The sequence below is a fragment of the Bordetella sp. MIP270_01_BMS genome, from assembly GCF_054958705.1.
Genome location: NZ_CM143297.1, coordinates 1,959,860 through 1,972,811, shown reverse-complemented (window position 1 = coordinate 1,972,811; position 12,952 = coordinate 1,959,860). Strand labels below are relative to the sequence as shown.

12 protein-coding genes are annotated in these 12,952 nt (G+C 65.3%); 3 read left to right on the top strand and 9 right to left on the bottom strand.

The genetic code is table 11. From position 1 onward, the window contains the following. Positions 1 to 11: 11 nt before the first annotated feature. Entirely contained in the window at positions 12 to 1,181 is a 1,170-nt protein-coding gene (gene metC / locus ACV17W_RS09220; RefSeq protein ID WP_462596124.1) for a cystathionine beta-lyase, read from the bottom strand. Positions 1,182 to 1,285: 104 nt separating this feature from the next. On the opposite strand from metC, the gene ACV17W_RS09215 reads away from it, so the two are divergent. Further along, positions 1,286 to 2,197, top strand: coding sequence for a LysR substrate-binding domain-containing protein (locus ACV17W_RS09215; RefSeq protein WP_462596123.1), 912 nt, complete (start codon positions 1,286 to 1,288; stop codon positions 2,195 to 2,197). 91 nt (positions 2,198 to 2,288) lie between these two features. Here ACV17W_RS09215 and ACV17W_RS09210 read toward each other — a convergent pair whose 3' ends face one another. After that, entirely contained in the window at positions 2,289 to 3,518 is a 1,230-nt protein-coding gene (locus tag ACV17W_RS09210; RefSeq protein ID WP_462596122.1) for a nucleoside recognition domain-containing protein, read from the bottom strand. Positions 3,519 to 3,654: 136 nt separating this feature from the next. Here ACV17W_RS09210 and ACV17W_RS09205 point away from each other — a divergent pair, with 136 nt between their 5' ends. Beyond that, positions 3,655 to 5,883: an acyl-CoA dehydrogenase gene (locus tag ACV17W_RS09205; RefSeq protein WP_462596121.1), complete on the top strand. Its 2,229-nt coding sequence runs from the start codon at positions 3,655 to 3,657 to the stop codon at positions 5,881 to 5,883. On the opposite strand, the gene ACV17W_RS09200 is transcribed toward ACV17W_RS09205, so the two are convergent. From ACV17W_RS09200 to ACV17W_RS09170, 7 genes are all read right to left on the bottom strand, one after another. Beyond that, positions 5,880 to 7,412 (bottom strand): UxaA family hydrolase, encoded by a 1,533-nt coding sequence (locus ACV17W_RS09200; protein WP_462596120.1) that lies wholly within the window; start codon positions 7,410 to 7,412, stop codon positions 5,880 to 5,882. The two genes, ACV17W_RS09205 and ACV17W_RS09200, sit on opposite strands and share 4 nt — an antisense overlap. A 29-nt stretch (positions 7,413 to 7,441) precedes the next feature. Next, positions 7,442 to 7,768: an NIPSNAP family protein gene (locus ACV17W_RS09195; RefSeq protein ID WP_462596119.1), complete on the bottom strand. Its 327-nt coding sequence runs from the start codon at positions 7,766 to 7,768 to the stop codon at positions 7,442 to 7,444. Continuing rightward, a complete protein-coding gene (locus tag ACV17W_RS09190; RefSeq protein ID WP_462596118.1) occupies positions 7,765 to 8,562 on the bottom strand; it encodes a transporter substrate-binding domain-containing protein in 798 nt (265 codons plus the stop codon). Before ACV17W_RS09190 ends, ACV17W_RS09195 begins: the two co-directional genes overlap by 4 nt. A 69-nt stretch (positions 8,563 to 8,631) precedes the next feature. Further along, positions 8,632 to 9,360: an amino acid ABC transporter ATP-binding protein gene (locus ACV17W_RS09185; protein WP_462596117.1), complete on the bottom strand. Its 729-nt coding sequence runs from the start codon at positions 9,358 to 9,360 to the stop codon at positions 8,632 to 8,634. A gap of 12 nt (positions 9,361 to 9,372) precedes the next feature. Continuing rightward, positions 9,373 to 10,044: an amino acid ABC transporter permease gene (locus ACV17W_RS09180; RefSeq protein WP_462596116.1), complete on the bottom strand. Its 672-nt coding sequence runs from the start codon at positions 10,042 to 10,044 to the stop codon at positions 9,373 to 9,375. 10 nt (positions 10,045 to 10,054) lie between these two features. Continuing rightward, entirely contained in the window at positions 10,055 to 10,738 is a 684-nt protein-coding gene (locus ACV17W_RS09175; RefSeq protein ID WP_462596115.1) for an amino acid ABC transporter permease, read from the bottom strand. Between the two features lie 4 nt (positions 10,739 to 10,742). After that, a complete protein-coding gene (locus ACV17W_RS09170) occupies positions 10,743 to 11,717 on the bottom strand; it encodes a cyclase family protein (protein WP_462596114.1) in 975 nt (324 codons plus the stop codon). A 342-nt stretch (positions 11,718 to 12,059) separates the two neighbouring features. Here ACV17W_RS09170 and ACV17W_RS09165 point away from each other — a divergent pair, with 342 nt between their 5' ends. Next, entirely contained in the window at positions 12,060 to 12,938 is an 879-nt protein-coding gene (locus ACV17W_RS09165; protein WP_462596113.1) for a helix-turn-helix domain-containing protein, read from the top strand. Positions 12,939 to 12,952 lie beyond the last annotated feature (14 nt).

Genomic DNA, 12,952 nt, shown 5'->3' with positions numbered 1-12,952 from the left:
CCGGTAGGTCGTCAAGCCTGTTCTCGGGCCTTGGCGTACGCCGCCAGCGCGCTTTCCAGGTCGGACTGGAGGACATCGCGATCTTCCAGCCCGATCGACAGGCGCACCAGCGGCTGGTCGGTCGCCGGGTACTGCCGGCTGCTTTGCAGTTCCGCAGGATAGAAGGCCGCCAGGCTATGCACACCGCCCCAACTGGCCCCGATCGCGAAATGTCGCAGGCTGTCGAAAAATGCGCGGTACGCCGGCTCACGGGCGGGCGACAGCTGTAAAGAGAACAGGCATCCCTTGCTGCGGAAATCGCGCTTCCACAGGGCGTGGCCCGCGTCGGTCGGCAAAGGCGGATACCAGACCCGATCGACCAGCGGATGCTGCGCGAGCCATGCAGCAATCGCCGCGGTGGATTCGCCTTGCGCCTGCACGCGCAAGGAAAGCGTTTCCAGGCCGCGCAGGACGAGGAAGCAATCGTCGGGGCTGACCTGCTGGCCCAGCGTGCTCTGCGCGTCGCGCAGCACGGCGTAATGCTCAGGGTCATTGGTGGCGATGCTGCCCATCAGCACGTCCGAATGACCGCTGAAGAACTTTGTTGCGGCCTCGACACTGAAGTCGACTCCATGGTCCAGCGGTCGGAATCCCAGCGGGCTGGCCCAGGTGTTGTCCATCATGGTCAGAACGCCGCGTTGCCGGGCGACAGCGGCAATGGCCGGCACGTCGCACATTTCCATGGTGAGGCTGCCCGGCGATTCAAGGCAGATCATGCGGGTATTGGGGCGTAACAGGGCCTCAATGTCGGCGCCGATGCCGGGCGCGTAGTATTCGATCTCGACTCCCAGCGCGGCGAGCCATTTGTCGGCGAATGATGCCAACGATCCATAGCAGGCCGCGGACAGCAGCAGATGGTCGCCCGCGCGTACGAACGCCATTACGGCGGTCATCAGCGCCGCCGCGCCCGAGGGCGTGATCACGCAATGTCGCCCGTTTTCGAGCGCGGCGATGCGGTCTTCCAGCAGCCGGGCGGTGGGGGTACCCGTGACGCCGTAGCTGTAGCCATCAGGTTGGCGGTGCTTGCGCGCGGCGAAGTCGTCCAGTGAATCGAACACCACGGTCGAGCCTCGCCAGACGGCAGGCGAAAGGCTGGAATAGGCGCGACCCGCGCTGGCGGGGGTGTCGGGGGAAAAAGGCATCGGGACAGACCGCGCGGGCGGCTTCATCAGTTTTGATGGCGCAGTGTGTGTCGTCCATACTATTATTTCAATGCTAATTACTACTTAAACGATAAGTAGCTGTTATGGAAATGCGGGACATCCAGATTTTTCGTGCCGTCATGCGCGCCGGCACGACCAGCAAGGCGGCCGTGCTGCTGAATATCTCGCAGCCTGCCGTCAGCCAGGCAATACGCCGCCTGGAAAACCATGCGGATCTGCGGCTGTTCGATCGCGTGCGCAACCGCCTGGTGCCCACCCAGGAGGCCGACGCGTTGTTGGTGGAAGTTGATCGGTGCTTCGCCGGTTTCGAGCAGATTGAACATCGCATTCGCAGCCTGAAGTCGTTCGGCGTCGGCCGCATGATCATCGGCTCGCTGCCGGCGCTGGGGGTGGGATTCATGCCGCGGGCCATTGCGGCTTTCAACCCGCCTTCGCGGGGCGTGCAGATGTCCTTCCAGATCCTGAGCTCGCGCGAAGTGTTGCAGCAGGTGGGCGCCGGGCAGCTCGACTTCGGGTTGATGGCCGATGAAATCGAAGTGATCGGCCTGGAGCATTCTCCGTTTATCGAAATGCCCGGGGTGATCGCGATGGGGCCGGGGCATCCTCTGGCGCAGTACCAGACCGTGTCGCCGGAACGGCTGGTGGCGCACGACTTCATCGCGCTGAACCCCGAAGATGCCAGCCGCCGCCGCCTCGAGGCCATGCTGTGCGAACGGGGGCTGACGCTGCGACCGGTCCTGGAAACGCCTTATGCGTTCTCGGTGTGCGAACTGGTGCTGCAGGGCATGGGCGTGGGTCTCATCCACCCCATGACCGCGGTGGACTACCTGCCGCGCGGGCTGGTCATCAGGCGCCTTGCGATAGACGTCGCCTTCCGGTCATTGCTGGTGTTCAGGCCCGGCAAGCCGCTGTCGCAGAATGCTCGCGACCTGCTCAGCCAGATGCGCATCCAGGCCGGGCATGATCTGACGCGGATCGAGGCCGCGCTGCGCTGACGCAGGCGGCGGGCTGGCATGCAGCAAGGCCCCGCCGCCTGCCCGCAGCGCCGGGGCCGGCGGCGTGCCGGGGGGGCGACTGATTACCGGTTCAGCCGAAGAACCAGTAGCATACGCCGATGGCGGCCAGCACGCCGGCCAGGTCGGCGATCAGCGCGCACCCTACGGCGTGGCGGGCGCGCAGGATGCCCACCGAACCGAAATACACCGCCAGCACATAGAACGTGGTTTCCGTGCTGCCCTGCATGACGGCCGCGAGCAGGGCCGGGAAGCTGTCGACTCCGAAATGCCCCATGGTTTCCAGCATCATGGCCCGCGCGGCACTTCCCGAAAACGGCTTTACCAACGCCGTGGGCAGGGCGTCGACGAAACGCGTGTCCCAGCCGGCGGCGTGCGCCATCCAGCGTACACCATCCAGCACCATGTCGAGGGCGCCCGAGGCACGCAGCACCCCGACGGCGCACAGCATGGCCACCAGATACGGCAGCAGGCTCTTTGCGACATCGAAACCTTCTTTGGCGCCGGCGATGAAGGTCTCGTAGACGGGCACGCGCTTGCAGGCTCCCACCAGCAGGAAGGCGAGCAAAACGCCGAACAAAGTGACATTGCCCAACAGCGACGAAAGGTTGGCGATGGCGGTGGCCGACAGGCCCGCAAGCAGCGCCATGAAACCCCCCAGCAGCAGCGCTGCGCCGCCCAGCCATGCCAGGGCCACCGGATCGTGCAGCCTGAGCCGTTGGCAGGCGGCCACCGAGAGCAGGCCCGCCAGTGTCGATGCGCTGGTAGCCAACAGGATGGGCAGGAAGACCAAGGTGGGATCGGCGGCGCCCTGCTGGGCGCGGAACATGAACAGGGTGACTGGCAGCAGCGTGAGTGATGAAGCGTTGAGTACCAGGAACAGGATCTGGGCGTTGGTGGCCGTTTCGGGCGCGGGATTCAGCGTTTGCAGTTCGCGCATGGCGCGCAGGCCGATCGGCGTGGCCGCATTGTCGAGGCCCAGGCCATTGGCCGCGAAGTTCAACGTGATCAGCCCTATGGCCGGGTGCCCGCGGGGCACTTCAGGCATCAGCCGCGCGAACAGCGGCCCGAGCAGGGCGGCGAGTTTCTCGACAAGTCCGGCGGCTTCCGCGATGCGCAGGAATCCCAGCCAGAGTGTCAGCGTGCCGAACAGCAGCACCATGACTTCGACCGACACGCGAGCCATGTCGAACAGGCTGGCGACGATTTCGCGGAACACATCGACATCGCCAAGCGCGAACCAGCGATACAGGCCCGCCGCGGCGGCGGCCAGAAAGAAACCCAACCAGAGCTTATTGAGCATGACGGAACACAAGGGCTGCATGGAAACCGCCGGCAGCGGCGACGCTCATTGTCGCAGACTTGGCCCGCGGGGGATGCCCGCCAGCCGCCAATTCTGTTAACTTGCGCCGGTAAGTGCACTTCCATAAAAGGTTGACATGGACTTCAACGCATGGCGACGCCGCCGCATCTCTGATCCTGCCTACCGTTGGGCCCGGCGAGCCATGCCGGGACTGTCCGACACCGAGCGCGACGCCATCGAGGCGGGCGATGTCTGGTGGGATGCCGACCTTTTTACGGGCGACCCCAGCTGGACCAAGCTGCTGTCCGTGCCGCCGGCCGCGCTCACGCCGGCCGAGCAGAAGTTCATCGATGGTCCCGTGGCCCAGCTCTGCGCCATGCTGAACGAATGGGACATCACCTGGGAACACGGCGACCTGCCCGAGCCCGTATGGCGCTTCATGCGCGAGCAGCGCTTCTTCGGCATGATCATTCCCGAGTCGTACGGCGGCCTGGGGTTCTCGCCTTACGCGCATTCCGAAGTGGTGCGCCGCATTTCGGCCTACTCGGTCACGGCAGGCGTGACCGTGATGGTGCCCAACTCGCTGGGGCCCGGCGAACTGCTGCTGCAGTTCGGCACGCCCGCGCAACGCGACTACTGGTTGCCAAGGCTGGCCGATGGCACCGAAGTGCCGTGCTTCGGTCTCACCAGCCCCGAGGCTGGATCCGACGCCGCGTCGATGACCGATACCGGCGTGGTCTGCCGCGAAATGATCGACGGCCAGGAGGTCCTGGGCATCCGACTCAATTGGCACAAGCGCTACATCACGCTCGGGCCCGTGGCGACCGTGCTGGGGCTGGCGTTCAAGCTGCAGGACCCTGACGGCCTGCTGGGCGGGCCCGCCGAGGTTGGCATCTCAGTGGCGCTGGTGCCGACCGAGGCGCCCGGCGTCACTATCGGCCGCCGCCACCTGCCATCCATGCAGGCGTTCCAGAACGGACCCAACCAGGGCAAGAATGTCTTCGTTCCCATCGACGCGCTGATAGGCGGTCCGGCGAAGGCCGGGCAGGGCTGGCAGATGCTGATGAGTGCGCTGGCTGCGGGCAGGGGTATTTCGCTGCCTTCACTGTCGGCCGCGGCAGCGGTCTATTGCGCGCACGTCAGCGGCATGTACGCCCGCGTTCGGCAGCAGTTCGGTATTGCGGTGGGCCGATTCGAGGGCGTGCAGGAAAAACTGGGGCGCCTGGCCGCCAATGCGTACCTGGTCGAGGCCGCGCGCCGCCTCACCTGCGCGGCCCTGAACCAGGGCCAGAAGCCGGCGGTGGTATCGGCCATCATGAAGTACCACGCCACCGAACGCATGCGCGAGTCCGTGAACGACGCCATGGATATTCACGGCGGCAAGGCAGTCATCGACGGGCCGTCGAATTACCTCGGGCCGCTGTATCGGGCGGTGCCCATCGCCATTACCGTCGAGGGCGCCAACATCCTGACGCGCTGCCTGATCATTTTCGGGCAGGGGGCCATACGTGCGCACCCCTACCTGATGCGCGAGGTGATGGCCCTGGGTGACCCCGACGACGATCGGGGAGCGCAGACTTTCCACGAAGTGTTCTGGAAACACCTGGGCCACGCCGTCAGGAACGCCATGCGTGCTTGGGGCCGCGCATGGACCGGCGGGCTGCTGGCGCGCGCGCCCGTGGCCGGGCCCACGGCGCGTCACTATCGGCGGCTGAGCCGCTATGCCTCGGCGTTTGCGTTGTTGGCCGACGCAGCCCTGGGTTCCATGGGCGGGGCGCTGAAACGCCGGGAAATGCTGTCGGCGCGGCTGGGCGATATTCTTGCCGAGCTCTACCTGTTGTCGGCCGTGCTCAAGCGCTGGGAAGATGAAGGCCGCCGCCATGTCGACCTGCCTCTCGTGCACTGGTGCATGGATGACGGCTGCGCCCGCCTCGAGACCCGCATCGACCAGGTGCTGGCCAATCTGCCGGCGCGCCCCCTGGCCTGGGTCCTGCGGGCCATGGTGCTGCCCGTGCGCCTGAACCGCGGGCCCAGCGATGCCCTGACTCGCGAATGCGCAGACCTGCTGCTGGCGCCGTCGCCTACGCGCGACCGCCTGGCAGCCGACCTGCAGCGGGGTGAGGGCACCGATGTGCTGGCCCAGCTGGAACGAGCCTTTGCTCTGGTGAACGCCGTCCAGCCCTTGCACGATCGGCTGCGCCGCGAAGGCGTGCGCGACTGGCGTGACGCGCATCGCGGCGGGGCCATCACCGATGAGCAGGCGCAGCAGATCCAGGCCGCCGAAGCCGCGGTGGCGCAGGTGGTGGCGGTCGACGACTTCGCGCCGGGCGAGTTCGTGCGCCGGCCGGCGCGGCCCGAAAGCTAGGTCGTCACCCCCAATTGCCACGGCACGAATTCGTTCTGGCCGTAGCCGTGCTGCTCGCTGCGAGTCTTGCGTCCCGAAGCGGTGGCAAGCATGGCCTGGAAGATGAGTTCGCCTGCCTGTGCGAGGCTTGCCGTTCCGTCGAGCACGGTGCCGCAATTGATGTCGATGTCGTCCTGCTGCCTGCGCCACAGCTCTGTGTTGGTGGCGAGCTTCAGTGATGGCGCGGGCGCGCAGCCGTAGGCCGAGCCCCGGCCGGTGGTAAAGCACAACAGGTTCGCGCCACCCGCGACCTGCCCCGTCGCCGAGACGGGGTCGTAGCCGGGCGTATCCATGAAAACCAGCCCGCGCGCGGTGACCGCTTGCGCATACTCGTAGACTTCCATCAGGGCAGTGGTGCCGCCCTTTGCTACCGCGCCCAGGGACTTCTCGAGAATCGTGCTCAGGCCACCGGCCTTGTTGCCCGCCGACGGGTTGTTGTCCAGGCTGGCGCCGTGCTGTGCGCAATGCGCTTCCCACCACGCGATGCGTGCCATCAACTTGTGGGCAATGTCCGGGTTGGCCGCTCTTTGCGTCAGCAGGTGCTCCGCGCCGTATATTTCGGGGGTCTCCGACAATATGGCCGTACCGCCATGTTGCACAAGCATATCGACGGCCACGCCCAGGGCGGGATTCGCCGTGATGCCGGAGTAGCCATCCGACCCGCCGCATTGCAGGCCCACCACCAGATGGCTGGCCGGCACCGCGACCCGCCGTGCCTGGTTGGCCTTCGGCAGCAGGCTACGCACCTGTTCGACGCCGGCCTGCACGGCGGCCGTGGTGCCGCCCGCCTGCTGGATGGTGTACGCATGCAGCAGGGGGCCTGCCTCCAGGGAATGTTCGGACATCAGGCCGGCGATCTGGTTGGTTTCGCAGCCCAGGCCGACGATCAGCACCGCGGCGAAGTTGGGATGCCGCGCGTACCCGGCCAGCGTACGCCGCAATATCGCCAGCCCTTCTCCGTCCGCATCGACCGCACATCCCTGCGCATGGGTCAGCGCAACCACGCCGTCCACCTGGGGGTAGTCCGCCAATTCATGCGGGTACAGGTCGGACCTGAAACGATCGGCGATGGCTCGAGCCACTGTAGCGGAGCAATTCACCGAGGTCAGCACGCCGATATAGTTGCGCGTGGCGACCCGGCCGTCTGCGCGCACGATGCCTTCGAACCGTGCCGGCTCCGTGGGGGGCGCCACGGAATGCGGCTTCGGCGCGGGCAGGGCGTCGCGGTCGTGGGGGGTCATGGCCATATTGTGGACATGCACGTGCTGCCCGGGCGCGATATCGCGCGTGGCCACGCCGATGATCTGGCCATAGCGCCGTATCGCCGTGCCGGCCGGCAGGCTGCGGACAGCTGCCTTATGCCCCGCGGGTATCAGCCCGGCGACGGTCAGTTGCGGAGCGACGCACTGCGTGCCGGCAACCAGCTGGTGGCGGGCGATGGCGACATCATCGTCGGGGTGCAGCAGGATCAGGGGTTCGAGTCGGGACATGACGGCTTCGCGAACGGGAAAGGCGCGGCTCAGCGCAGCGGCGAATAGGGCGTGGGTTCCAGCAACTGGTTCTCGATGCGCGCCACGATGGGGCCTTCGGCTTCGTAGCGTTCGCGCGCCTGCAGCCATTCCGGGTCTTGCGAGAACGCGTTCCATATGCGCTCGCGTTCGGCCAGGCTGTTCCAGCGCAGCATGAAGGTCAAGGACTGGTTGGTAGGGCCTACCACCGTCGTCCAGAACCCGATGGCCTGCACGCCGTGCTTGCGCCACAAAGGCAGCGTGGCATCCTGGAAGCGCGCGTGCAGGGCCGGCAGGCGACCCTGCGCGCAATGGTAGATGCGCAGCTCGTGGATCATGGTTGATTGGGGGCCGGCAGGTCGACCCCGTTGTACTTCTTGAAGATGGCGTTGAGCTTGCCGTTGGCCCGGTTCTCGGCCACCCAGCGGTTGACCCAGTCCAGCAGCGCGGGTTCCCCCTTGCGCATGCCGATTCCCAGGTCGAAATTCTTCACCACGAATTTGGTCTCGAGCTGGGCATTGGGATTCTTGGCCTGGATCTCACGCAGCAGGGTCGTCGCCGTGGAGACGATGGTGGCCTGGCCCGTGATGCCGGCCGTGACCAGTGTGGCGTCGTCGTCGTAGCGCACGATCTGCGCACCCACGGCGCGCTTCATCAGTTCGGGCTCTTGTACGTTGCCGCGCGTGATGGCGATCGACTTGCCCTTGAGATCAGCGAAATCTTTGATAACCATATCTTTGGGGGCGGCCACGACAATCTGCACCGCGGAATACGGTGCAGAAAAATCAATGACCTTTGCCCGGGCCGGGCTGATCGACAACGTAGCGATCGCAAGGTCTGCCTTGTTGGTTTGCAGGTAGGGAATGCGGGTCGGGCCGGTGACGGGCACGATTTCCAGTGCCACGCCGAGGTCATTCGCTAGCTGTCGTGCCGTGTCCACATCCGAGCCGGTGGGTTCCAGCGCACTGTTCATCATGCCGTATGGAGGCAGCGACAGCTCGATGGCCACGCGGATTTTCTTGGCTTTCTGGATGTCGGCCAGCAGGTCGGCGTGAGCCGGGGCAGCGGCCATGGCGGCCAGGCCAAAGGCTAGGCCGCACTTGAGTGCCTGTTTTGCGATGAAGTGGTGCATGGTCTGTCTCCTGTGTAGGTATAGGTGCGAATCCTTGCTGGGTACCGCCATGCGCGGCCGGTGGCGGGCCTAGAGGCCGCCGCCGACGAACTTGCGCAATTCCTGGGTCTGGGGCGCGCGCAGAATGGAAGCGTCGCCCGCTTCATGGACCTTGCCGTCGTGCATATAGATGACCTGGTCCGCGACCTTGGCGGCGAACGCCATTTCGTGGGTTACCAGAATCATGGTCATGCCTGCGCGGGCCAATTGCTCCATGACCTGCAGCACCTCGCCCGTGAGTTCCGGATCGAGCGCGGAGGTCACTTCGTCGAACAGCATCAGTTGCGGTTCCATGGCCAGCGAACGGGCGATTGCCACGCGTTGCTGCTGGCCGCCGGATAATTGTTCCGGGTAGCTGAGCGCCTTGTCCTGCATGCCGACCTGCGCAAGCACGCGTGCCACGATGGTCGCCGCTTCGGCGCGCGCAAGCCTGCGCACCAGTTTCAGCGCGAGCGAGATATTCTGTTCCACCGTCAGGTGCGGGAACAGGTTGTAACTCTGAAACACGATGCCGACGTCGCGGCGCAGGGTCTTCAGGTCTAGATCGTTGTCGTGCAGGCGGTGGCCGCACACCGTGATACGGCCGCTGTCGATCGACTCGAGCCGATTGATGCAGCGTAGCGCGGTGCTCTTGCCCGATCCGCTCTTGCCGATGATGGCCACGACCTGTCCTTTGGCAACCTCGAAAGACACTCCTTTCAGAACCGGTGTGGGCCCGAAGCATTTGTGCAGGTCTTCTACTTTGACGATGCTGGTCATAGCGGTGATTCCTCAGGGAGCCAGGCGCTGGCGGCGGCCGGTTTGCAGGCGCCGCTCGAGTGCCCGGCTCCAGCGCGACAGCGGATAGCACATCGCGAAATAAAGTACGGCCATCAGGCTGAACACCAGGAACGGTTCGAACAGGGTGTTGTTCACCATTTGTCCGGCCCGGACGAGTTCGACAAAGCCCACCACCGACGCCAGCGATGTGTTCTTCACGATCTGCACCAGGAAGCCCACCGTGCTGGGGGTGGCGAGGCGCAGGGCTTGCGGCACGACGACACAGCGCATGCGCTGCAGGGACGACAGCCCAAGGCATTCCGCCGCTTCCCATTGGGCGCGCGGCACGGCTTGAAGGCAGCCGCGCCAGATCTCGCCCAGGTAGGCGCTGGCGTATACCGACATGGCGCACCCGGCCGCCACCAGGGGCGGCACGTTGAGCCCCATCAGTCCCAAGCCGAAGTAGAAGAGGAACATCAGCACCAGCAGCGGAATGCCCTGGACGATCTGGATGTACAGGGCGGCCAGCCATCGTACGGGCGCGCGGCGCGATATGCGCGCGAGCGCGACCACGGCGCCCAGCAGGCCGCCTCCGGCAAAGCCCAGCGCCGATAGCCCGATGGTCCATGCGGCGCCTTGCAGCATGTATCCGAAGTAAGCCAGGTTGAAGCCCGAATCTTCCATGTTGCCCGCCTCAGATCGGGGTGCCGAGTTTGCGGCGACGCGGGAACAGCACGAGGCCGAGCATCGCGAAACCCGCGCGCATCAGCAGCGCCAGGCACAGGTAAAGCGCTGCCGTGACCAGGTAAGTTTCAAACGCGCGGTAAGTCATGGATTGGACGAGATTGGCCACGGCCGTCAGTTCCTCGGTCGAAATCTGTGACGTGATGGAGGTCGCGAGCATCATCAGCACGAACTGGCTGGTCAGTGCCGGGTACACGCGTTCCATTGCGGGGCGCAGGATGACGTGCCAGTAAACCTGCAGGCGCGAAAGGCCAAGGCATTCCGCGGCTTCGATCTGGCCCGGCGGCACCGAATCCATGCCGGCTCGCATGATTTCCGTGGTGTAGGCGCCCACGTTGACCACCAGCGTGGCCATCGCCGCCACCGTGGCGGTCAGCGGCAGTCCGATGCTCGAGAGGCCGAAGTACACCAGGAACAGCTGCACCAGCAAGGGCGTATTGCGTATGACCTCGACGTAGGCGCCCACCACGCGCGACAGCCAGCGCGACCGGCCGTTGGCGGCGGCGGCGCAGAGGGCTCCCACGGCAAATCCCAGCACCGTTGCGCCGAACGACAGCTGGATACTGAGCCATGCGCCGTGCAGGAACTCTGGCCAATATTCCAGTACGCCCGAATAGTCGAAGCTATACGCCATGACGCTACACCGTCGCCACGGGGGTGGCCGGCGAGCCCACCGCGCCCGGCAGGCGCAGCGGCGGGGCCGTCAGCAGAAAGCGATATCGGTTTTGCCGGCGCAGGTAGTGCGCCAGCGGAGTCAGGTGCCACAACTCGCCCAGGTGTATGCCCAGCTTGAAGAGGCAATGCGCGTGCAGCGGCAATGCCGCGCAGCAGCCGTCGGCATGGCCGGCGGGCAGCGCCTCGACCGCAATATTGTCCGAGATCAGGGCCGCCAGGCCGCTGTCGGTAATCCAGTTCAACAGCCGGGTGTCGCGCCCGTCGAGTTCGGCGCCGATACCGTCCAGCAAGGCAGCGCTGGGCCGGCGGTCCTGCGCCAGCAGCGCATCGGCAAACCCGGTGTGCAGGCACACCATGTCGCCCACCTCGATTTCCAGCCTGTCGTGATCGATGATGCGCATGAGCGCGTCATAGCCGACGCGCGTGCGCCGTTCGCCCAGGTGGGCGTGCAGATCGATCAGGGCGGCGCGCCCCTGCACGCAGCGCTCGGCCATGTTCTCGATGCCCAGGGCATGCGCGGCAGAGGTGGACTGCGATGGCATGCCCCGCGGAACGCCAGCCGCGTCGGCCGATTCGGGCCCGACGATATCCACCCCGGCCCGATAGCCGTTGTAGAACACCGGTTCCGGCACGCCGTCGCCATCGGCGTCGAACATCTGGCCGATATGGGCCAGCGAGTCCCACTGCGTCGAGTATTGAAGGTGCAGGATGGCCAGGTCGTCGCACACCACGTCAGTGAGATGACTCTGCTCGTCCTGCATGCGGTAGTTCATGTTGGGGTGGCCGTTGCGCAGAGTGGGCCGCAGCACCGGCGGATGGCGTTTCTCGTTCAACGCATTGCCGCCTGGAAAATCGAGCGGCAGGCTCAGGCAGAAAGTCTTGCCTTCCCGCACTTCCGCCAAGCCCTGCAACACTTTCTCTCGCGTGACGAGATTCATCCGCCCGGCCTGATCATCGGCACCGAAGTCCCCCCAGTTGGACCCTTCAGGTCGATGCTTCCAACGCGTGGTGCGAGTAGGGGGCGGGGCAGAAGTGGATAGCACGATTGTCTCAATTTTTATACTTGATCTAATTATTGATTGACCGCGCTACCGCCGTAATAGGTATTAACCCGCGCTCGTATAGTGATCGCTCTATCGGCTGCCCGGCGGTTTTTGATTGTGGGCCGGGTAGGGAGCGCATGCACCCGGGGCAAGATGATGTCTTTTTTTTGATACAGTGTGAAGGTTCCGAGATCGTTCACGAACGCCGCCAAGGCGGACAGGCATCGAAGCATGGGTATGGGATTCAATCTGGCCGAGATCGGCGCGCGGGTGCGCGCATACCGATTGGGGGCGGGCTATAACGCCGACCAGCTGGCCTCGCGCCTGGGCGTGTCGCGCGCGGCGTTGTACCGCATCGAGCAGGGCGATATTGTCAAAGTCGATGTGCTCGAAAGCATTGCTGGCATTCTGGGCACCAGCCTGGCGTCGCTGTTGGGCGCCGGGGCCGAATATCATTCCAATGCGTCCAGCTACCAGGCCCGCATGCAGCAGCTGGAAGAAAACGCCAGCCATATTGTGGCATTGTTCAGCCCGCTTTCTTATCTGCTGACCACCGAACACTACGACCACGACCTGGCTGTGATGCTGCAGGAATCCGTCACTGACGCCGAGCAGCGCGCCGACCGCCAGCTCGAGCAGCGCGCGCTGCTGCGCACGCTGAGCGAACGGCGCAAACAGGCGCGCGAGCGCAAACCCTCGATCACTTGCCTGACCTCGCTGGAGGAACTGCGCCGCCTGGTGACGCTGGGCCTGGTGGGGCGCCTAGGCCTGCCCGACGAGGTGGTGGCCCAGCGGCGACAGGCCGCGCGCCGCGAAGTGCAGCATCTGGCCAATATGATGAAGTCCGAGCCCGTTGGCGTACAGATAGGCCTGGTCGAGGACATCGTGCCGAATGTGGCGTTCCAGCTGTTCTACAAAGGCAATGAAGTGCTGCTGGGCACCAGCCCTTTCCGCATTGCCGAGCTGCCCAACCTGCACGTCGGCGTGGCCAGCATCACTTCCAACCCCGAGGCTGTGGAGCTGCATGTGCAGCTGTTCGACCGTCTCTGGAGCATCTGCAAGCGGGGTTCGGAAGGCGCGCGCCTGCTCGAGAACATGCTGGCGCAGCAGCCCTGAGTCTGCGTGCGGCG

What these genes read in the sequence shown, in the direction of transcription:
- ACV17W_RS09180 (WP_462596116.1), bottom strand. Translation starts at nt 10,044, where the DNA reads ATGGAAGATTCGGGCTTCAACCTGGCTTACTTCGGATACATGCTGCAA.
- metC (WP_462596124.1), bottom strand. Translation starts at nt 1,181, where the DNA reads ATGCCTTTTTCCCCCGACACCCCCGCCAGCGCGGGTCGCGCCTATTCC.
- ACV17W_RS09175 (WP_462596115.1), bottom strand. Translation starts at nt 10,738, where the DNA reads ATGGCGTATAGCTTCGACTATTCGGGCGTACTGGAATATTGGCCAGAG.
- ACV17W_RS09190 (WP_462596118.1), bottom strand. Translation starts at nt 8,562, where the DNA reads ATGCACCACTTCATCGCAAAACAGGCACTCAAGTGCGGCCTAGCCTTT.
- ACV17W_RS09185 (WP_462596117.1), bottom strand. Translation starts at nt 9,360, where the DNA reads ATGACCAGCATCGTCAAAGTAGAAGACCTGCACAAATGCTTCGGGCCC.
- ACV17W_RS09215 (WP_462596123.1), top strand. Translation starts at nt 1,286, where the DNA reads ATGGAAATGCGGGACATCCAGATTTTTCGTGCCGTCATGCGCGCCGGC.
- ACV17W_RS09195 (WP_462596119.1), bottom strand. Translation starts at nt 7,768, where the DNA reads ATGATCCACGAGCTGCGCATCTACCATTGCGCGCAGGGTCGCCTGCCG.
- ACV17W_RS09170 (WP_462596114.1), bottom strand. Translation starts at nt 11,717, where the DNA reads ATGAATCTCGTCACGCGAGAGAAAGTGTTGCAGGGCTTGGCGGAAGTG.
- ACV17W_RS09165 (WP_462596113.1), top strand. Translation starts at nt 12,060, where the DNA reads ATGGGATTCAATCTGGCCGAGATCGGCGCGCGGGTGCGCGCATACCGA.
- ACV17W_RS09205 (WP_462596121.1), top strand. Translation starts at nt 3,655, where the DNA reads ATGGACTTCAACGCATGGCGACGCCGCCGCATCTCTGATCCTGCCTAC.
- ACV17W_RS09200 (WP_462596120.1), bottom strand. Translation starts at nt 7,412, where the DNA reads ATGTCCCGACTCGAACCCCTGATCCTGCTGCACCCCGACGATGATGTC.
- ACV17W_RS09210 (WP_462596122.1), bottom strand. Translation starts at nt 3,518, where the DNA reads ATGCTCAATAAGCTCTGGTTGGGTTTCTTTCTGGCCGCCGCCGCGGCG.